The 18,998-nt window shown below is 63.5% G+C and carries 18 protein-coding genes; 8 read left to right on the plus strand and 10 right to left on the minus strand.

Annotated features, from left to right (window positions below; translation table 11 throughout):
* Positions 1-123: 123 nt before the first annotated feature.
* A complete protein-coding gene (locus ACYG9R_RS02520) occupies positions 124-987 on the minus strand; it encodes a LysR substrate-binding domain-containing protein (RefSeq protein WP_023824146.1) in 864 nt (287 codons plus the stop codon).
* A 102-nt stretch (positions 988-1,089) separates the two neighbouring features.
* Here ACYG9R_RS02520 and ACYG9R_RS02525 point away from each other — a divergent pair, with 102 nt between their 5' ends.
* On the plus strand, positions 1,090-1,497 hold the full coding sequence (locus tag ACYG9R_RS02525) for a tautomerase family protein (protein ID WP_023824147.1): 408 nt from the start codon (positions 1,090-1,092) through the stop codon (positions 1,495-1,497).
* A gap of 167 nt (positions 1,498-1,664) precedes the next feature.
* On the plus strand, positions 1,665-3,887 hold the full coding sequence (locus tag ACYG9R_RS02530; RefSeq protein WP_023824148.1) for an AMP-binding protein: 2,223 nt from the start codon (positions 1,665-1,667) through the stop codon (positions 3,885-3,887).
* Positions 3,888-4,047: 160 nt separating this feature from the next.
* Here the strand turns inward: ACYG9R_RS02530 and pssA are convergent, their stop codons facing one another.
* A complete protein-coding gene (gene pssA / locus ACYG9R_RS02535) occupies positions 4,048-4,863 on the minus strand; it encodes a CDP-diacylglycerol--serine O-phosphatidyltransferase (protein WP_023672701.1) in 816 nt (271 codons plus the stop codon).
* 3 nt (positions 4,864-4,866) lie between these two features.
* Entirely contained in the window at positions 4,867-5,925 is a 1,059-nt protein-coding gene (locus ACYG9R_RS02540; protein ID WP_348528142.1) for a phosphatidylserine decarboxylase, read from the minus strand.
* Between ACYG9R_RS02540 and ACYG9R_RS02545 the strand changes: the two genes are divergently transcribed.
* Positions 5,831-6,511, plus strand: coding sequence for a lysozyme inhibitor LprI family protein (locus tag ACYG9R_RS02545; protein ID WP_196813605.1), 681 nt, complete (start codon positions 5,831-5,833; stop codon positions 6,509-6,511). The two genes, ACYG9R_RS02540 and ACYG9R_RS02545, sit on opposite strands and share 95 nt — an antisense overlap.
* 11 nt (positions 6,512-6,522) lie before the next feature.
* Here ACYG9R_RS02545 and ACYG9R_RS02550 read toward each other — a convergent pair whose 3' ends face one another.
* Entirely contained in the window at positions 6,523-7,782 is a 1,260-nt protein-coding gene (locus tag ACYG9R_RS02550) for a DMP19 family protein (RefSeq protein ID WP_023824150.1), read from the minus strand.
* A gap of 223 nt (positions 7,783-8,005) precedes the next feature.
* Between ACYG9R_RS02550 and ACYG9R_RS02555 the strand changes: the two genes are divergently transcribed.
* Positions 8,006-8,896 carry an SMP-30/gluconolactonase/LRE family protein gene (locus ACYG9R_RS02555; protein ID WP_031199464.1) on the plus strand — a complete coding sequence of 297 codons (891 nt, stop codon included), beginning with the start codon at positions 8,006-8,008 and terminating at the stop codon, positions 8,894-8,896.
* Here ACYG9R_RS02555 and ACYG9R_RS02560 read toward each other — a convergent pair.
* From ACYG9R_RS02560 to ACYG9R_RS02575, 4 genes are all read right to left on the minus strand, one after another.
* A complete protein-coding gene (locus ACYG9R_RS02560) occupies positions 8,875-9,210 on the minus strand; it encodes an antibiotic biosynthesis monooxygenase (RefSeq protein ID WP_023685667.1) in 336 nt (111 codons plus the stop codon). The genes ACYG9R_RS02555 and ACYG9R_RS02560 overlap by 22 nt on opposite strands.
* Positions 9,211-9,493: 283 nt before the next feature.
* Positions 9,494-11,374: an ABCB family ABC transporter ATP-binding protein/permease gene (locus tag ACYG9R_RS02565; protein ID WP_023824152.1), complete on the minus strand. Its 1,881-nt coding sequence runs from the start codon at positions 11,372-11,374 to the stop codon at positions 9,494-9,496.
* A gap of 24 nt (positions 11,375-11,398) precedes the next feature.
* Entirely contained in the window at positions 11,399-11,734 is a 336-nt protein-coding gene (locus ACYG9R_RS02570) for an ArsR/SmtB family transcription factor (RefSeq protein ID WP_023805680.1), read from the minus strand.
* A gap of 230 nt (positions 11,735-11,964) precedes the next feature.
* Positions 11,965-13,650 (minus strand): LysM peptidoglycan-binding domain-containing protein, encoded by a 1,686-nt coding sequence (locus tag ACYG9R_RS02575; RefSeq protein ID WP_460221804.1) that lies wholly within the window; start codon positions 13,648-13,650, stop codon positions 11,965-11,967.
* Between the two features lie 125 nt (positions 13,651-13,775).
* Between ACYG9R_RS02575 and ACYG9R_RS02580 the strand changes: the two genes are divergently transcribed.
* From ACYG9R_RS02580 to ACYG9R_RS02595, 4 genes are all read left to right on the plus strand, one after another.
* Complete coding sequence (locus tag ACYG9R_RS02580; RefSeq protein WP_023673582.1) at positions 13,776-14,387, plus strand: LOG family protein; 612 nt, start codon at positions 13,776-13,778, stop codon at positions 14,385-14,387.
* Positions 14,374-14,649: a hypothetical protein gene (locus tag ACYG9R_RS02585; protein WP_023727585.1), complete on the plus strand. Its 276-nt coding sequence runs from the start codon at positions 14,374-14,376 to the stop codon at positions 14,647-14,649. The genes ACYG9R_RS02580 and ACYG9R_RS02585 overlap by 14 nt, the downstream gene beginning before the upstream one ends.
* 121 nt (positions 14,650-14,770) lie before the next feature.
* A complete protein-coding gene (locus tag ACYG9R_RS02590; protein WP_023824153.1) occupies positions 14,771-16,075 on the plus strand; it encodes a sulfotransferase family protein in 1,305 nt (434 codons plus the stop codon).
* Between the two features lie 157 nt (positions 16,076-16,232).
* On the plus strand, positions 16,233-17,225 hold the full coding sequence (locus ACYG9R_RS02595; RefSeq protein ID WP_023824154.1) for a transporter: 993 nt from the start codon (positions 16,233-16,235) through the stop codon (positions 17,223-17,225).
* Positions 17,226-17,291: 66 nt separating this feature from the next.
* On the opposite strand, the gene ACYG9R_RS02600 is transcribed toward ACYG9R_RS02595, so the two are convergent.
* The gene (locus ACYG9R_RS02600) at positions 17,292-17,978 is read right to left on the minus strand and encodes a glutathione S-transferase family protein (RefSeq protein ID WP_023673578.1); all 687 of its coding nucleotides are present in this window, start codon (positions 17,976-17,978) and stop codon (positions 17,292-17,294) included.
* An 11-nt stretch (positions 17,979-17,989) separates the two neighbouring features.
* Positions 17,990-18,919 carry an EamA family transporter RarD gene (rarD, locus tag ACYG9R_RS02605; RefSeq protein WP_023824155.1) on the minus strand — a complete coding sequence of 310 codons (930 nt, stop codon included), beginning with the start codon at positions 18,917-18,919 and terminating at the stop codon, positions 17,990-17,992.
* Between the last annotated feature and the right edge of the window lie 79 nt (positions 18,920-18,998).

The following is an 18,998-nucleotide window of genomic DNA, read 5'->3' on the forward strand; positions in this document are numbered from 1 at the left end:
ATCATGGAACCATCATGCGGATCAGGCAGTTTTATGTGCGACGGGTCACCCCCCAAGTCCCCCCAAACCCCTCGACCCGTCCTCCTCAAAGCCGACCGTAAAGGTCGGCTTTTTCTTTGGACATCAGCCGGCAAAGCCGGGCAAGGCGAGGTTGTCGCTGAGCAGGATGGCAAGATCGCGCGCCGGCCGCTCGGCGCCCTGGCCGAGTTTTATCGCGAATTGCGCTGTCGGCACCGGCGGCAGCGCGAAGTCGCGCGGCGCTTCGACGATGCCGGAATGGGCAAAGCGGGCCGTTCGCAAGGTCAGCGCGATGCCGGCATTGACCGCCGTGCGCAAGCCGGCAAGGCTGGCGCTGCCGGCGGCGATGCGATAGCGGCGGCCAGCGGCATCGAGGGCGGCGAGTGCTGCTTCGCGAAAGCCGCAATAGGGGTCGAGCAGCGCCAGCGGCAATTCCTCTTCCCGCACGGCAAGCCCCTTTTGCGAGCACAGCCACAGCATCGGCTCGCTGAACAGCCCGACTTCGTCATTGGCCGGCGTCTTGCGCATGACAACGGCCAGATCGAGCTGCCCGGCCTGCAGCGCCTCGCCAAGCTCGGCCGAACGGCCGACGCGGAGTTCGGCCCTGACGCGCGGATGGCTGGTCGCGAAGGCACGCAGCAGCTCCGGCAGGCCGCTATCGGCGAAATCCTGTGTCGTGCCGATGGCGACGCGACCAGCGGCACGCGCGCCCTTGAGCGCCAGCCAGGCCTCGCTGTGCACGGCAAGAATGCGGCGGGCATGACCGACAAGATCCTCGCCGGCCGGCGTCAGCCCGCGCCCGCGCCCCTGCGCCACCAGCAGCGGTTCGCCGACGATCTCCTCCAGGCGCTGCATCTGCGCGGTCACCGCCGAGGGCGAGCGGCCGACAACAGACGCAGCCTGAGCCAGCGAGCCGCCATCGACAAAGGCAAGGAAGGTTTTGAGCAGATCGGGATCGAGAGCTTGCATACTTTGATAATACAGAACCTTATGTTCGAGACAATTCGATTTTTTTTGACCCAAAGATGTTGGCATTGTCTCTCCAACGCCGCTCAAACGAAGGAGAGAAAAATGCCCATCATCAACATCAGCGTCACCGGTAAGCCCGACGCCAAGCTGTCCGCCACAATCGCCAAGGAAATCACCGGCCTGACCGCAACCCATCTGCGCAAGGACCCGACGATCACCGCCGTCGCTGTCACCTATATCGACCCGCAGCACTGGTTCGCCGGCGGCAAGTCGCTGGCAGAGCATGGCGCCAATACTTTCTGGCTCGACATCAAGGTGGTCGACGGCACCAACACCAAGCTGGAGCTGGAGGCTTATCTGAAGGCGATCTTCGACACCTTTGGTAAGCTGCTCGGTGGCGTGCATGAGGAGAGCTATGCCTTCGTGCACGAGGTTCCGGCCGCAGCTTATGGGTATGGCGGCAAGAGCCAGGAGTTCCGGTTCATCAGCGGGCGGATCAAGGCGGCTTGAGCCAACGTGAAAGCGCAGCGCCGCCCCTCATCCGCCCTTCGGGGCACCTTCTTCCCGTGAACGGGGAGAAGGAAGAGGCTCTACATTGACCTTGCCCCCCATTGCGTTACCCTCTCCTGCGAAGCGGACGAAGAGCCGCGATACCGGAACGTTGGGAGAGACGCGGCATGATCCTGACACTGGCGCTGCTTGCAGGCCTCGTGCTGGCCTGGCTGCTGATTGGCGCGATCGAGACGTTTCGTCTCGACCTGCGCTTTACCCAGGCGCTACTCTATGTGCCGTTCAAGCTCGCCTACCGGATCGATGACCGGCGCATCCGCATTGCCCGCAACGCGCCGACGCCGGTGATCTATGTGGTCTCGCACCAGTCACGCTTCGAGCCGGCGCTGATGCTGTCGCTGCTGCCCGACGACACGCTGCACATTCTCGACGAGGCCTCGGCGCGCTCGCCCTGGATGGAGCCTTGGCGCGAGCTTGGCCGCACCATCGCCTTCAACGCCGAGCATCTCTTCGTCAGCCGGCGGCTGGTCAGGGTGCTGAAGGGTAAAGGCCGGCTTGCCGTCTATCTGCCCGATGACGTCGAGCCCGATGTGAAGACGTTTCGCCTGTTCCGCGCCGTCACCCGCATCGCCATGCAGGCCGACGCCCGCATCGTGCCGATCTTCGTCACCGGCTCGCGCGACCTGCCGGTTTCCTTGACGCCAAAGAACCGGGCGCCGCGCCACTGGTTCCCAAAACTCTCGATCAGCGTGCTGGAGCCAATGACGATTGCCGAACTGGTGGCGCGCAACCCCGACCAGGCTTCCAACACCAATGCGTTGTTCGACCGCATCGCCGAGGCGCGGCTTTATGGCAGCAACCTCGATCGCGGCCTGTTCCTGGCCATGCGCGATGCCGCGGATCGCACCGGCGCCTCGCACCCGATCATCGAGGATGTGATCAGCGGCTCGCTCAGCTATCGAAAAATGTTCATCGGCGCGCGCGTGCTCGGCCGCCGTTTCGAGGCGGTGGCGGCGCCCGGCGAAGCGGTCGGGGTTTTGCTGCCCAACGCCAATGGCGTGGTGCTGTCCTTCGTCGGCCTGCTCTCGGCCGGCCGGGTAGCGGCGATGATCAACTACACGGCAGGGCCGGCCAGCGTAACCGCCGCGGTGCGCACGGCAGTCATCCGAACGGTGGTTTCCTCGCGCGCGTTCGTCGAGAAGGCGGCGCTTGCCGACATCATCGCCGCCATCGAGGCCGGCGGCGCCAAAATGCTGTGGCTGGAGGATGTGCGCGCAAGCGTCACGACGCTGGAAAAGCTCGCAGCAGCGGTGCTGTGGCGGTTCCCGCTGCAGCGGCAGGATGCGGCCAAGCCCGCCGCAATCCTGTTCACCTCAGGCTCGGAAGGCACGCCCAAGGCCGTGGTGCTGTCGCACCGCAATCTCCACGCCAACGCCATGCAGGCCGAGGCGCGCATTACCATTTCGCCGTCCGACATCCTGCTCAACGTGCTGCCGGTTTTTCACTCTTTCGGCCTGACCGGCGGTACCATCCTGCCGCTGGTGACCGGGGTGAAACTGTTCCTCTACCCGTCACCGCTGCACTACAAGATCATCCCGGAGATCGCCCGCAAGGTGAAGCCGACCATCATGTTCGGCACCGACACTTTCCTTGCCAACTATGCCCGCACCGCCAAGGATGGCGATTTCTCCAGCCTGCGCTTCGTCGTCGCCGGCGCGGAAGCGGTGAAGCCGGAGACGCGGCGCGTTTATCGCGAGCGCTTCGATGCCTCGATCATCGAGGGGTTCGGGCTGACGGAGGCCGCTCCCGTCGTCGCCGTCAACACCGCCATCCATGGTCGCGACGGCACGGTCGGACGGCTGTTGCCGGCGATGCGCATGAAGCTCGAACCGGTCGAGGGTATCGAGGGTGCCGGCCGCCTGTGGCTCGACGGGCCGAATTTGATGATGGGCTACATGACCGCTGACCGGCCCGGCGAATTGCAGCCGCTGGACGGCTGGCACGACACCGGCGACATCGTCTCGGTCGACCGCGAAGGCTTCATCACCATTCGCGGCCGGGCAAAACGCTTCGCCAAGATCGCTGGCGAGATGGTGTCGTTGGGCGCCGTCGAGATGCTGGTGCAGTCGCTGTGGCCGGAAGAGCGCCACGCCGCGGTGGCGGTGCCGGACAAGAGGCGCGGCGAGCGCATCGTGCTGGTCACCACCGCCGACGACGCCGATCCGGAAGAACTGCGCGCCTTCGGCAAGAAGGCAGGTGCGGCCGAACTGATGGTGCCCAACGACATCGTCAAGGTCGACGAGATCCCGGTGCTGGGTTCCGGTAAGACGGATTATGTCTCGACGCGGAACCTGGCGATCGAGAAGCTGGGGCTGGGCCTGGCGGCTTAGCGTATCTCCCTCCTTGAGGGGGAGATGGCCGGCAGGCCAGAGGGGGTCGCCTCGCGTGAAGCGCCGACGTCCTCTTCGCTCAAACGAGGTCGCGTCCGGGGCGTACCGACCCCCTCTGTCGCTTTCGGCGACATCTCCCCCTCAAGGGGGGAGATAACAACTACCCAATATCCGACGGCGGCACTTTTTCGCCCTCGCGCTTGGCGCGCTTCGAATACGCCCGCACGCTGAAAGGCAGGAAGATGAGATAGCCTGCGACAGAGGCGGTCAGCGTGTACCAGGGATAGGTCATCAACAGCAGGACGTATAGAACGACCGCCAGGATGATCGGCAGCACCTTGTCGCCCGGCACTTTCAGACTTTTGCCGGAATAGACCGGCAGCCGGCTGACCAGCAGGAAAGCGACCAGCACAGTGAAGCCGGTGGCGACGAATGCCGTCAGGCGGTCCGGCTCGAGACCGAGCCGCAGGAAGGACAGATAGAGCGGCAGCATAACCAGCACGGCGCCGGCCGGCGCCGGCACGCCGACGAAGTATTCGCTCTGCCAGATCGGCCGGTCATGGTCTTCGTCGAGCACGTTGAAGCGCGCCAGCCGCAGGCCACAGGCGATGGTGAACAGAAGAGCTGCGATCCAGCCGAAGGAGCCGGCGCGGTCGAGCAGGAAGGCGTAGAGCACCAGTGCCGGCGCGACGCCGAAATTGACGATGTCGGCCAGCGAATCCATCTGCGCGCCGAATTTGGATGTCGCCTTCAACATGCGCGCCAGGCGCCCGTCTATGCCGTCCAGGAAGGCGGCGAGCAGCACCATCACCACGGCCGGCTCGAAACGGCCCTCGAAGCCGAAGCGGATGCCGGACAGGCCGGCGCAGATGGCAAGCACGGTGACCAGATTAGGCAGCACCATGCGCATCGGAATTTCGCGGATGCGCGGGCCGCCGCTGCCATGGGCCTCGAACTTTTTGAACGGCGCGCCCACCGCTTACGAAATCCTGACGAGCGGGGTTGCGGCGACGCCGCCGAATTCGGCGAGCACGGTTTCGCCGCCGACCGCCGTCTGGCCGACGGCGACGCGCGGCACCGCGGTCGACGGCAGGAAGACATCGACGCGCGAGCCGAAGCGGATCAGGCCAAAGCGTTCGCCGACGGCAATGGAGCCGCCGGTCTCGGCCCAGCAGACGATGCGGCGCGCCACCAGGCCGGCAATCTGCACGGCGACAACGATGCCGTTGGGACTGTCTATGACCAGCCCGTTGCGCTCGTTCTCCGAGCTTGCCTTGTCGAGTTCGGCATTCAGGAACTTGCCCGGCCGGTGCTCGATTTTGGTGATGCGGCCGCGCACGGGAGCACGGTTCACATGGCAGGAGAAGACATTCATGAACACCGAGATGCGGGTCATTTCGGTGTTGCCGAGGCCGAGCTCGCGCGGTGGCACGGCCGGGCCGACCGCCGAGATGACGCCGTCGGCGGGACTGACCACCAGCCTGTCATCGACCGGGGTGACACGCTCGGGGTCACGGAAGAAATAGACGCACCAGGCGGTCAGGATCAGGCCGATCCAGAACAGCACCGAGGAGAAATAGCCGAGGAACAGCGTGCCCGCACCAAAGGCGGCAATGAACGGATAGCCCTCGCGATGGATCGGAACGAAGGCATTCTTGATCGAATCGACGAGGCTCATCGGATGGGGCTCATGGGATGGGGGCGGTCCCTGTTTCAGGTCCGGCCTCAATACCGGAAAGGCTCCGCTGCCGCAACGCAACATTGGGCAAGGCCGCATCGTCCGCAGCCGGCAGGAACGGTGACGTGCTTGCCTGCCGCCGGCTTTGCCGCCAGAATTCGGGCCAACGCCGGCTGAACGCGCGGCGAAAAGGCCGACTGCCATGGCGCCAAATTCAGGCAAAACGTATCTTGTTGCCATACGATCGGCAGCCGTGGGTGCCGTTTTGACCGTACTTGTGGCAGCGAGCGACCACGCAGTTGCGCAAGGCAAGCCATCCTTCGACTGCGCCAAGGCCGCCAGCTTGGCGGAAAAGGCCATTTGCGCCGATCCGGTCCTGGCGCAAGCCGATGCCGACGTCGCGAAGAATTATACCGCGCTGCTGAAGAGGCTCGATGCTCATGCCGGGAAGGCGCTGCGGGACGACCAAAGCGATTTCATCGCCTATCGCGATCAGATCGCCGGTTTCAACGAAAGTTCGCCCAAGAACCAACAGACTTTCGATCTCGGCGAATTCCTGCGCGACCGCGCAACCTTCCTGTCCGGCATACGCAAGCCGTCCCAGGCAGATTTGATCGGCACATGGAGCAACGTGCGCGGTAGCGTCGACATCAAGGCTGTTGGCGGAGGCAAGGTCGAAATCTTGGAAGATGTCGTTTCCAATCCAGTCTCGGGAAGTGGGTCATGCGAGATCGACGGCACGGTCGAGGAGCGCAACACTCTGCGGCTGGTCGACCGTGCCGTCGACAACGACAACCCAACCGGTTTTGTCTTTACCTTCCGACGCGACGGCGATGCGCTTGTCGTCGAGCAGAGCGGCGCCGGCAAGGATGGCAGATCGGAGCCCCTGTCATGCGGTGCCAACGGCCATGCCGATGGCACGTTCTTCCTGACGGAGAAAAAGTAGGCTTGCTGTCGCTAACCCGCCGCAGCGGAGCGATAAAAGTGGGCATTGAGCTCGGCCATAGCGGCCTCAGCGAGGCTTTCATCATCCTTGCCGCGCAAGAGGACACCGCCGTTCCGCAACGATTGGAAAAGGAAGACTTGGCCTGATGCCAGCACCACCCAATTCACGATTGCTCCTTCCTCCTTCTGCACCACCGAATTCGCAGAAACGATGGCATCCGTCGGGTCGAAGCCTGCCTTGCGGAGCAGGAGGTCGACGGCGGCGGGAGCATGGTATTGTTCCGCCAGCTCAATGACCGCTGTGATCTCGGGCTCTTCAGCAATGCCAAGCTTGGCGCCAACTTTCGGGGCGTTAGCCGCTAGCGGGCTCTCGCCTGGCGGTATGACAAGCAACTCTTCTGGAGCGATGTACTCGTAGACCGTGACGTGTGTCTCCGTCGCACTGCATAGTCGGGTCTTCTCCGCGCTGGTCTGAAGTTGAAAAACCAGCTGTTTCTCTCCTTCTATGTTCAGCATCCTTGCCATGCCGAACGCGATTTTGATCTCGGGCGGCGCGATCTTGGCGCAGGCAAGGCCGGCCCCGACATCGCGCCAGCTCAAGATCATCTGGCCTGCCAAGTTGCCAACGGACTTATGAAGAAGCCTGCCTTCGCGCTTCGGATTGGCCATCACCAGCCGGTGTATGACGTCGTCGTAATCGTCACTATCGACAACTTGCAGATCAGGCCATGACGCGATCCAGCGCGCCAAAAGGTTTTCCATGGGCGCGGCCTCATCCGCAACGTAGAACGCATGATCAAGTGTATCGAGAAAATCATCCCGCCCGCCCTCGAAGCCCGTCTGCTGGGCGGCTTCGTTGGGATGGTCTGCAATCCAGCTGGACATCTTTTCCAAAGTCGCAAGCTGGCCCTTTGCGCCACAAGCAGTGAGTCCAGCTCGTGCGTTGGCAATCATGGCGCCGATTTCCTGCCCGGCATTGTGGATGAATTGACTATGGCCGCCGTTCTTTACCTCCGAAGAGTACGAGTCGGCATGAAGGACCTGCATCGCCTTGGTGTCGATTTCGGGATAACGATAGAGTCCTTTGGAAACCATCGCTGTGACGAATTGCATGACAGCGAAGACGAGAAAAAACGGCTCTTCATCAGGATCCTCGACGTTCGAACGCAGTACGACGACTGGCAACGGCAGGCCGAATTCCAACTGCTTTCCAGAATCTGATGCCGACTTCTCGGACGTTTTCTTGGATTTGCGGGAAAAGAAACCGAACATCGAAAATACTCTCTTGGTCGCAAAACTTGCGCGAACGGGTTATTTCCGACGCGACAATATCAGCTGCCCTCAAGGATTAAAGGCACTCTGATCCAGAGGCATCCGCACGATGGTTTGCCGAAATTGTCGACGGTGTCGGGGCGCCACAGATTCATACGTCCTTGGCAGGAAAGCGCTTCGCGACAATGCCGAATTGCGGCGAGTCGACAAACCAGGGTCAGAGATGCCATCCTCGAAATCAGTCGCCCTGAACGCCAAGGTCATTACAGAAGGCCTCGCTTTCGGAGAGTCTCCCCGCTGGCACGACGGACGCCTGTGGCTCTGCAACTGGGGAACCGGAGAGATCGTCGCGGTGGATGAGGACGGCGGGAACCAGGTGATGCTCACCGTGCCGGCCATCCTGCCCTATTCGATCGACTGGTTGCCGGATGGCCGATTGCTGATCGTCTCGGGTCGGGATGGCTTGTTGCTGCGGCAGGAGGCGGATGGAACGCTGGCCACCCATTCCGATCTTCGGTCGCTGTCAAACAGCCCGTGGAACGAGATCGTCGTCGACGGGCGCGGCAACATCTATGTCAATGGCGGCGGGTCGGCGCCTGCACCGGTCGAGCATTTCGGGCCCGGCACCATCGTGCTGATCACGCCGGACGGCTCGGTTCGACAAGTGGCCGAGAACATCGCTTTCGCCAACGGCATGGCGGTGACGCCGGACAACAGGACACTGATCGTGGCGGAGTCGCATGCCAGCCGGCTGACCGCCTTCGATATCGCGGAGGATGGCGGGCTTTCCAACCGCCGGGTCTGGGCCGATCTCGATGGCTTTCCCGACGGCGTCTGCCTCGATGCCGAAGGAACTGCCTGGTATGCGGATGTTCCCAACAAACGCTGTGTGCGGGTGCGCGAAGGTGGCGAGGTGTTGCAGACAGTCGATGCCGATCGCGGCTGCTTTGCCTGCATGCTGGGCGGGCCGGATGGCACGACACTGTTCATCGTCGCCGCCGAATGGCGTGGTTTCGAGAACATGATCAGCGATGCCCGCACCGGCCAGGTGCTGAGCGTCGAGGCGCCAGCACCTGGCACGGGCTGGCCCTCCTACATCTCAGGCAGACGCTGATAGTTGGCGATATCGGCCTTCACACCCAGCCGGGCAATGGTCTCCTGCGGGTTGAAGCCCGCCCGCTCGTGGGCCGCCTTGACGATCGGCACGACATTGTCGACGGCCGCCTGGTTTTCCCATTCGACAATGGTGACCAGGTTGAACTCACCCGGACCCGAAAATTGCTCGAGCACGAAATCCTGGACGAAGCCTTGCTGCAGGCGCAGCAGTTCATGCGTTGCCCTGACCTTGCGAAGGATTTCTTCACGGGCCTCGGCAGGAACGACGAATTTGTCGACCCTGAACACGGCTGCCTCGGCAAGTTTATCCATTTGAATCTGTCTCCGTTCTTGAATGACTTGGGTTCGGTGGCTCAGGAACGGGTTTGCGATCTCAACTTAGGTTGAGGTCAAGGGGAAATTTTCGGTGGTGATGATGGCGACGACGCTGCATATCTCCCCCCTTGAGGGGAGATGGCCGGCAGGCCAGAGGGGGTCGGTTCGACTGGATGCGCCCCCTTGCGACCGATGAAGGTTAGCGCTCCACGCGCGGTGACCCCCTCTGTCGCCTTCGGCGACATCTCCCCCTCAAGGGGGGAGATTGGCGCTCCGCCGCCTAGTTCACCTCCGAAGTCCTTCTGCGCACAACCACACCCAACTCATCGCTCTCCCTGGCAATCCGAAGCCTCTCTTCGGCTTCCGTCGCCTCGCGCTGGCGATCCCACATCGAGGCGTAGAGGCCATGTTGGCGCATCAGCTCGGCATGGGCGCCGCGTTCGGCGATCTCGCCGTCCTTGAGTACGATGATCTCGTCGGCGGTGATCACCGTCGACAGGCGGTGGGCAATGACGATGGTGGTGCGGCCCTTGCTGACCAGGTCGAGGGCGGCTTGGATCTCCTGTTCGGTGTGGCTGTCCAGCGCCGAGGTCGCCTCGTCGAGCATCAGGATCGGCGGCGCCTTCAAAATCGTGCGGGCAATCGCCACGCGCTGCTTTTCGCCGCCCGATAGCTTTAGCCCGCGCTCACCGACCATCGAGCGATAACCTTCCGGCAGCCGTTCGATAAACGGGCCGATCTGGGCAAGCTCGGCGGCTTTCTGCATATCCTCTTCGCTGGCACCGATGCGACCGTAACGGATGTTGTAGGCGATGGTGTCGTTGAAAAGCACGGTGTCCTGCGGCACCATGCCGATCGCGCCGCGCAGGCTCGCCTGCGTCACATCACGGACATCTTGGCCGTCGATCAGCACCTGACCACCCTGGACGTCGTAGAAGCGGAATAGCAGCCGCGAAATCGTCGACTTGCCGGCGCCGGACGGTCCGACAATGGCCACCGTCTTGCCGGCCGGTACCTCGAAGGAGACACCTTTCAGGATCTTGCGGTTGGGATCGTAGGCAAAATGCACGTCGCGGAACTCGACCTTGCCGGCTGTAACGGCGAGTGGCTTGGCATCGGGCTTGTCGGTGATCTCCTGCGGCACATCGAGCAGGTCGAACATTTGCTCGATGTCGGTCAGCCCCTGGCGGATTTCGCGGTAGATGAAGCCGATGAAATTGAGCGGCACCGAAAGCTGCATCAGCATGGCGTTGATGAAGACGAAGTCGCCGACCGTCTGCGTGCCGGCCTGCACCTCCAGCGCCGACATGCACATGACGATGACGGTGCCGAGACCGAAGATGATGCCCTGGCCGAAATTCAGCCAACCGAGCGAGGTCCATATCCTGGTCGCCGCCATTTCATAGCGCGCCATCGAACGGTCGAAGCGCTCGGCCTCCATACCCTCGTTGTTGAAGTATTTGACGGTCTCGTAGTTGAGCAGGGAGTCGATCGCCTTGGTATTGGCGTCGGTGTCGCTGTCGTTCATGTCGCGGCGGATCGAGATGCGCCAGTCGCTGGCGCGCACCGTGAACCAGACGTAGAGCCACACCGTGGCCGCCACCACGACCACATATTTCCAGCCATAGGTGTAGGCGAAGATGCCGGTGGTCAGCGCGAATTCGAGGATGGTCGGCGCCGTGTTCAGCATGATGAAGCGCACGATCGTCTCGATGCCCTTGGTGCCGCGCTCTATGATGCGCGACAGGCCGCCGGTGCGGCGCTCGAGGTGAAAGCGCAGCGACAGCTGGTGCATGTGAACGAAGGTGCGGAACGCAAGCTGACGCACCGCATACTGGCCGACGCGGGCAAACAGCGCGTCGCGCAGCTGGTTGAAGCCGAGTTGCACCAGCCGCACGACATTGTAGGCGACGACCAGCATCACCGGCGCCAGCAGGAAGGATGGCAGCGGCGGCGGCGATTTGGCGTCACCGGCCAGAGAATCGGTCGCCCATTTGAAGAAGTACGGCCCGGCAACCAGTGTCAGCTTGGCAACGACTAGAAGCAGCGTCGCCCAGGTGACGCGTGCCCTGAGATCGGCGCGGTCGGCCGGCCACATATAGGGCCACAGATTGCGCAAGGTGCTGAAGGTCGAGCTATCGGAAACGGTTTTTTCTGCCACTTGTCTTGCCTTTTGGGTGAGAAATCAGCGGCCGGAGCAGCAGGAATTGACGAGTGCGGTCAGCGATGCGGAAACGTCGGCGAGCGCGGCGCGGTCGAGCTGATAGCGCGAGCGCTGGCGGTCGGGCTCGAAGCGGACCAAGCCTGCTTCGACCAGGATTTTCAGATGCTGGGAGACCGTCGACTGCGCGAGGTCGAGATGGTCGACAACCTCACGGCAGCAGCAGGAGCGGCTGGCCGACAGATGTCTAAGGATCTCGATGCGCGCCGGGTGCGAGAGTGCGGCGAAGCTCGCGGCAACGGCGCGGCTTTGGGGCGGTGCGCAGTTTGCGTGGTCTGGTTCAGTGAGCGAGTCTGCCATCGTTCATCGGCGATAGACGATGAACGGGTGCGTGGCAAGCTAACCCGATGGGTAGAGCGACCTAATCTCCCCCCTCGAGGGGGAGATGTCGCCGAAGGCGACAGAGGGGGTCGGTACGTCCTGACGCAACGTCGTTTGCAGCAAAGAGAAGGTCGGCGTTCTATGCGCGGCGACCCCCTCTGGCCTGCCGGCCATCTCCCCCTCAAGGGAGGAGATCAAGCGCTCGGCCGCTACTGCGTCTTCACCGGCGCCGTTGTCACCTGCTCGCCCATCGCCTTGAGGTCGGCGGCTTCGCCTTCCTTGGACTTTTCCGGAACCTTGAACACCTGCCCCGGCCAGATGCGGTCGGGATCGCTGATCTGGTCCTGGTTGGCGAGATAGATGGTCGAGAAGCGCACGCCGTGACCGTAGACGCGCCGTGAGATCCGCCACAGCGTGTCGTGCCTGCGGATGATCACCGCGCCGTCGGCATGTTCAAGCTTTGGCGCCACCGTCTCTGGCACATCGGGCGTTGCCGCCGCGACGACGGCTGGAACCTCAGCGGCAGGCGCTGCCGGTGCCGCAGGTGCCCCGGCAACCGCCGGGGCAGCCGGAGCCGGCGCTTCAGCCGCCGGTGCGGCTGGTGCGGACGCGGCAGCAGCTGGTGCGGGCTTCGCAGGGGCAGCCGCGATAGTGGCTGGCGCCGCAGGCTTCGGAGCGGCCGGTGCTTCGGCAGCAGCCGGTGCGGCCGGCTCAGCAGGCTTTGCTTCGGCGGGCTTGGTCTCGGTGGGCTTGGCCTCCGCGGGCGCCACGGCGGCGATCGCTTCGCCGGGTTCGCGCTCGAACGGCACGGCGGCGCGGGCCACGACCTTCACGCCGTCGGCGTCGAGACCGTCGACATGGATGGTGTAGCTGCCGACCGGGATGTCGCGCGTCGCCTCGACCAGGAAATGACCGTCGGGCGAGGTCACCGCATCACCAAGCAGGATATCGTTGGCATAGGCGCGCACCTTGCGGCCGGCGTCAGCCAGACCGGCGACGAAGATCTTGTTGCCGTCGATCTCGACCGCCTCGACGACGATCTTGGGTGCAGCCACGCCTGCCGCCGGCGGCGCTGCAGGTACTGCTGGCGCTGCAGGGGCAGTTGCGGCTTCCACAGCCGGAGCAGCAGGTGCTGTTTCAGCGGCCACGGCAGGCGCAGCCGTAGCAGGCGCCTCAGCGGCTGGGGCAGCGGCCTGATCGCCGGCGGCCGGTGCCGCGGGCTTGGTCTCAGGCGCCGGGACGCTAAGCAGCTCGGCCGGCTTGCCGGGTTCCTCGACCATCGCCAGCACCTGGCCGGCGGCGTCCTTGGGAACCGAAACGACGGCGGTCTGCACGGAAGGGGTAACCACATCGCCGGCCGTCGCGCGCAACGCAATCGTATAGTCGCCGGGCTTCAGCGGATCGTCGAGAACGATGACGAAGGCGCCGTCCGGACCGGCGACAGTCGAGCCAAGCACCGAGGAGCCGTTGAGGATCTCGATCTTCGAATTGGGCGCAGCATTGCCGGCAACGACGATCGAGCCGTTGCTTTCGACGCGCACGACGTCGAAGCTCGGCGCAACCGGGCCGGCCGCGGCCGGCGCTGGGGTTGTTGGGGCAGCAGCGGGCGCGGCAGGTGCCGCCGGAGCCGCAGCTTCGGTCGCGGGAGCCGTTGCGTCGGCAGGCGCGGGTGCTGCGGGAGCCTTGGCATCGGTGGGCGCGGCGGGCGCCGGCGGCAGCCTTCCCTCGGTCCCCGGATCGGCCGGCTTTTCAGCCGGCGGCGTCAGCGATGCAATCGCCGCAGGCGGCGTGGGATTCAGATACGGGTCGAGTGCGCCCGATACATAGGCGGTTCCGACGACCGCGACGGTCCCACCGGCCGCGAACAGAAACGCCTTCAATGGATTAACAGCCATATTTCCCCTACCCCTTAGCCACCTGAAGCCGGTCTAGCGTGTTTTGCCGGCACCGACAAGAAAAAGCCCGGGCTTGTCAGCCCTTGGGGCTTGACCCCGCATTCAGACCCAATCACCAATCACGAATGAACACGATTCGATCCGTCTGCGTCTATTGCGGCTCGTCTCCGGGCCGCGATGAAATCTATGCCAAGGCCGGGCACCTGCTTGGCCGCTCGCTCGCCAAAGCCGGCCTGCGGCTGGTCTATGGCGGCGGCACCAAAGGCATTATGGGCGCAGTCGCCGAAGGCGCGCTCAAGGCCGGCGGCAAGGTAACGGGCATCATTCCGCGCTTCCTCATCAACAAGGAGGCGACCGAAACCGCGCTTGACCGGCTCGACGAGTTGCTGATCACCGACAACATGCACGAGCGCAAGCACAAGATGTTCGAGAAATCCGACGCCTTTGTGGCGCTGCCCGGCGGCATCGGCACGGTCGAGGAAATCGTCGAGATCATGACCTGGGGCCAGCTCGGCCATCACCGCAAGCCGATCGTCTTCGCCAACGTTCAAGGATTCTGGGATCCGATGCTGGCGCTGCTCGACCATATGGCCAGCGAAGGCTTCATCCACACCGCGCAACGGGTCAAGCCGCTGGTGGTCGAAGACCCCGAGGCCATCGTCGCCGCCATCATGGTGGCGGGGTCGTCGGTCGATGCGCCGACGGAAGGCGTGCAGTCTGTAATTGACAAGATGTGAGGACGAAGCCGGCCTTGGCGCAGGCGGCCAGGAATTGAGCCCGGTTGGTGTCGTCGGCCTGGCGCACCAACTGCGCCGCGTCGTGCTGGCGCTCAAGGCTGCCGGCTACGAAACACTGGGCAACACCTGGATCGGCGACAGCAACAAGGCCAGCCTGGCCCAGAAGCAGAAGTCCAATGCGAAGCCACTGATCGACTGCATCTGCTTGGCAAGGATCTGTAGCGTTGGGGCAGCTGACTTCGATCTGTCCAGCTTTTCTTGAGCTCCGTCTTGTGCGCAATGTAAGCACGTTGGCGACGATTTCCATTTGCAGCCCGCTTCGCAGTTGGTTATCGGAGAACATTGGGCGGGAACGGAAATTTGGAGAGCGAGACAAAGGGGAGATGAATCCGCGCGAGCGATTGACGGCCGCGAAGGGCGAGATCGCGTCGGAACCAAGGACGGCGATCCTGGTCCTCGGAATGCACCGCAGCGGCACCTCGGCGCTCGGCGCCCTCGTCGCCGCGCATGGAGCCACGCCGCCGAAACATCTGCTGCCCGGGAGCCTCCACAATCCCAAGGGACATTGGGAAAGTACCCCACTCACCATCGCCGACGACCACCTGCTCACGGCGGCCGCCTCCTCCTGGCAAGATTGGCTGCCGCTAGATCGGCAGTGGCTGCAGTCGCCGGCAGCCGAGCGATTTCGGCCCATGATGACGGCGATCATTGCCAGCGAGTTCGGCGATGCCCCCCTGTTTTTCGTCAAGGATCCGCGGATCTGCCGGTTCCTCCCCTTCATGGCCTCGATCCTGGCCGATCTCAGGATTGACCCGATCGCATTTCTGCCTGTCCGCAACCCGCTCGAAGTCGCCTGTTCGCTGCAGGAACGGGATCAAATGGCACTGCCGACAGCGTTCATGCTGTGGCTCAGGCACGTGCTCGAAGCGGAGCATCATTCGCGACACATGCCGCGCTGTATCCTGCGCCACGAAGACCTGTTGAGCGACTGGCGACATCAGATGGACCGCGCGGCCAGGGAGACCGGAATCGTCTGGCCTGTCACGTCCGATCAGGCCGACGCCGCAATCGCCGAGTTCCTGGACAAGGACCTGCATCATCAGCGGGCCTCGGTCGCTGATCTGCAAAACCATCCGGATGCCACGCCATTAGTCCGCAGCGCCTATGCCATTTTGCGCAGTATGGCGTCTGAAGGCGACAGCCAGGACTTGCGCGACCAGCTCGACAGGGTGCGGGCGACGTTCGATGAGAGCTGCGATGTGGTTGGCAAGGCCGTTGCCGCAGGGAACCTGGCCGCTAAACGGCTACACGGCGAACTGGAAAAGGGCATCGTCGAGCGTGACGCCCTCGCTGACGCCCAACAGGCCCTCATCCGAGACCGAGACAGCTTCATGGCGGAGCGTGACGCGCTTGCTCACGCCCAGCAGGACCTCATCCAAGCCCGAGACAGCTTCATGGCGGAGCGTGATGCGCTTGCTCACGCCCAGCAGGACCTCATCCAAGCCCGAGACAGCTTCATGGCGGAGCGTGACGCGCTCGCCCTGGCCCAAGACGGCCTCGTAGCCGAGCGTAGCGCGCTGGCCAGGATCCGAGACGACCTGGTGGCGGAGCGCGATGCGGCGCTTGCGTCACGCGGCTGGCGATTGACCGGACCGTTGCGATGGGTGAGCTCCATTCGTCGGCGATAGCAGCAAACACTCTAAACGCTGCTCGACAAACTGTGATCGCCTGTCAAGAAACCGTCACACGGAACCCGCCTCACTCGTGTTACGAAGGACGGTCGGCATCCGCGCGTCGGCATAGTCGAAATCTGAACCTGGTCGAAATTTCTTGGCGAGGCGAGCCGTGAACATTGCTCTCAACACGGAAGGCCTGTCGCCTTGCCTGCCCGACGAGCACGGGCTGTTCTTCATCTACCATTTCACCGCCGAGGGCCTGCGCACCAAGGACGCGGCCGAGGTTGCATGGACATGGCGCAGCTACCAGCTGTCCGACCTGCGCGCCCGTCATGAGATCGCCGCCGAGCAGGCTCTGCCCGGGCCGGTTCGCGAAGCTTTCCTCGGCGCCAGCCAGGGTTGCCACATCGATCTCGAGGATGCCTGGCTTTATGGCGACCTGCCGGATCTGCGCCACGACTATTCGGCGGAAGCGCGCGGGCTCGGCCATTTCCGTTTTGCGCTCAACGATAACACGCTGATCGGCGCGCGCAAGCAGCCACTGGAATCGGTCGATCTCATCCGCAAGGCGGTGGAGAGCGGCTCGCGCAAATTCCGCTCCCCCGCCGACCTGGTCGAAGCGGTCATGGGCCAGTCGCTCGACGGCATGGCGGCCGAGCTCCACGGTCTTGGCGATACGCTGGACGGCATCGAGGACCGTATCGTGCGCGATGCCTGGCACGGCGAGCGGCAGTCGCTGGTCGAGGCGCGCCGTCAACTGGTGGTCATCCACCGGCAGATGGCGACGCTCACAAACCTTTTTCGCCATCTCGACCATTCGCATCGCAATGAGCTGCCCGATCGGATCAATGACATGGCGACAAGGCTCTCGCACCGGGCACACACGCTCTATCACGACGGCGAGCAGTTGCAGGCACGCGCAAGGTTGCTGCAGGACGAGTTGATGGCCAAGCTGACAATGCAGTCCAACCAGCTGCTCTATGTGCTGTCGGTGATGACGGCGGTGCTGTTGCCGATGACCATCATATCAGGCCTGTTCGGCATGAATGTCGGTGGCCTGCCCATGGTCAATACGCCGATGGGCTTCTGGGTGGTCTCGGCGGTTTCGATCGTGATCGCCGCGGCGACCTACATGTTCGTAAGGCGGCTCGGGCGGACGTAACGCCCCGATCCCTTTGTTTTCACGCAATTCCCAAGGGAACGCGGCGCGCTTTTCCTGGAATGCCCATCACGCCGTAGCGCGAAGATCCTCGACGATGGTTCCGGCGGCAGCGACCTCCGCCTCATGGTCCGGCTCCCGCCAGGTCTCGGCGAGACCCGCCGCATACCATTCCTGCATGGCCGGCAGGCCAAGCAATTGCGGGGGATAGGCTGCAGCTGCCCCTTCGAAAGACAGCCCATAGGATAGCACACGGAACGCCACCGGAGCAAAGAAGGCGTCGACGGCGGTAAAATGGCCGCCGGCAAGGAACGGCCCGCCGAACAGGGCAAGGCCATCGTTCCAGAGATCGCCCAAACGGAACAGATCCTGCTTCAGCGCGTCCGACATCGGCAACGGTTTCACCCGCAAGCCGCAATTCATCGGGCATGCGCCGCGCAAGGCCGTGAAACCAGAATGCATTTCGGCGGCGGCCGAGCGCGCCCAGGCTCGCGCCTTGGCCTCGGCAGGCCACACACCATGGTGGCGCTCGGCGAGATACTCGGCAATAGCCAGCGAATCCCAGACAGCCCAGCCGTCATCCACCAGGCAAGGCACGCGCCCGCTGGGCGAGAACGCCCGGTAAAGATCGAAACTGGGCCCGGTCGGAAACGGCGTCAATTGCTCCTCGAACGGAATGTCGAGGGTGCGCATCAGCACCCATGGCCGCAGCGACCATGACGAATAGTTCTTGTTGGCGATATGCAGCACGTACATCGAAAGGCTCCCTACTTCGGGGCCAACGCCACCGGGCTGATTTCACGGCCACGAAACATCGACCAGGAATACATCGCCAATGCCGCCCAGATCAGCGCGAAGGCAATTGCTTGCGTGGTGCCGAACGGCTCGTCGAAAATCAGCACGGCGATCAGGAACACCATGGTCGGTGCGATGTACTGCATGATGCCGATGGTGGAGAGGCGCAGAAGCTTGGCGCCGAAGGCGAACAGAAGCAGCGGCACCGAGGTGACTGGGCCGCAGCCGATGAGCAAAGCCATATCGGTGCCGTTGCTGGAGATGAAATGGTCCTGGCCGTTGACGACCAGGAAGACGATGTAGGCAAGCGCCGGCACCGACAGCAAAAGCACTTCGAGCAGAAAGCCCTGGCTCGGGCCGATCGGCAGCGTCTTGCGGAAGAACCCATAGGCAGCGAAGGAAAACGCCAGCGCCAACGACACCCAAGGCAATTTGCCGGCATCGACGGTCAGAACGGCAACTGCGACCGCCGCCAGCAACACGGCCGCGATCTGCAGCCGGTCGAGCTTCTCGCCGAGCAACAACGCGCCGACGACGATGCTAACTAATGGGTTGATGTAGTATCCGAGCGCGGTCTCGACGGTGCGGTCGACCGAGATCGCCCAGACATAGATGGCCCAGTTGACGGAGATCAGGGTCGCCGTCAGCGCCGCCATGGCGATGCTGCGCGGCGAGCGGATCGCCGCCTTGAAATCGGCTGTGCGGCCGGCCCAGACCAGCACTGCAGCAGCAATCGGCACCGACCAGACGATGCGGTGGGCGATCACCTCGATCAGCGGCAGATGCGCAACCGCCTTCATGTAGAAGGGCAACAGCCCCCATAGCAGATAAGCGCCGAGCGCGAGGAGAAAGCCGCTACGGGCTTTGGAGTCGGCGTCGGGCTGGATCGTGTTGCTGGCCATGGCAAACGCTATGGCCCAGTGGGCCATCCAAAACCATCGCAAAATTATGATGGATCAATGGACTTCCGCTGATGGTTCA

This window comes from Mesorhizobium sp. RSR565B, from assembly GCF_054719465.1.

Excerpts from the sequence above, each read along its gene's own strand:
- ACYG9R_RS02555 (WP_031199464.1), top strand. The coding sequence starts at position 8,006 with ATGCCATCCTCGAAATCAGTCGCCCTGAACGCCAAGGTCATTACAGAA.
- ACYG9R_RS02590 (WP_023824153.1), top strand. The coding sequence starts at position 14,771 with ATGAATCCGCGCGAGCGATTGACGGCCGCGAAGGGCGAGATCGCGTCG.
- ACYG9R_RS02540 (WP_348528142.1), bottom strand. The coding sequence starts at position 5,925 with ATGGCCTTTTCCGCCAAGCTGGCGGCCTTGGCGCAGTCGAAGGATGGC.
- ACYG9R_RS02600 (WP_023673578.1), bottom strand. The coding sequence starts at position 17,978 with ATGTACGTGCTGCATATCGCCAACAAGAACTATTCGTCATGGTCGCTG.
- ACYG9R_RS02550 (WP_023824150.1), bottom strand. The coding sequence starts at position 7,782 with ATGTTCGGTTTCTTTTCCCGCAAATCCAAGAAAACGTCCGAGAAGTCG.
- ACYG9R_RS02560 (WP_023685667.1), bottom strand. The coding sequence starts at position 9,210 with ATGGATAAACTTGCCGAGGCAGCCGTGTTCAGGGTCGACAAATTCGTC.
- ACYG9R_RS02525 (WP_023824147.1), top strand. The coding sequence starts at position 1,090 with ATGCCCATCATCAACATCAGCGTCACCGGTAAGCCCGACGCCAAGCTG.
- ACYG9R_RS02570 (WP_023805680.1), bottom strand. The coding sequence starts at position 11,734 with ATGGCAGACTCGCTCACTGAACCAGACCACGCAAACTGCGCACCGCCC.
- ACYG9R_RS02530 (WP_023824148.1), top strand. The coding sequence starts at position 1,665 with ATGATCCTGACACTGGCGCTGCTTGCAGGCCTCGTGCTGGCCTGGCTG.
- ACYG9R_RS02580 (WP_023673582.1), top strand. The coding sequence starts at position 13,776 with ATGAACACGATTCGATCCGTCTGCGTCTATTGCGGCTCGTCTCCGGGC.
- ACYG9R_RS02520 (WP_023824146.1), bottom strand. The coding sequence starts at position 987 with ATGCAAGCTCTCGATCCCGATCTGCTCAAAACCTTCCTTGCCTTTGTC.
- ACYG9R_RS02575 (WP_460221804.1), bottom strand. The coding sequence starts at position 13,650 with ATGGCTGTTAATCCATTGAAGGCGTTTCTGTTCGCGGCCGGTGGGACC.
- rarD (WP_023824155.1), bottom strand. The coding sequence starts at position 18,919 with ATGGCCAGCAACACGATCCAGCCCGACGCCGACTCCAAAGCCCGTAGC.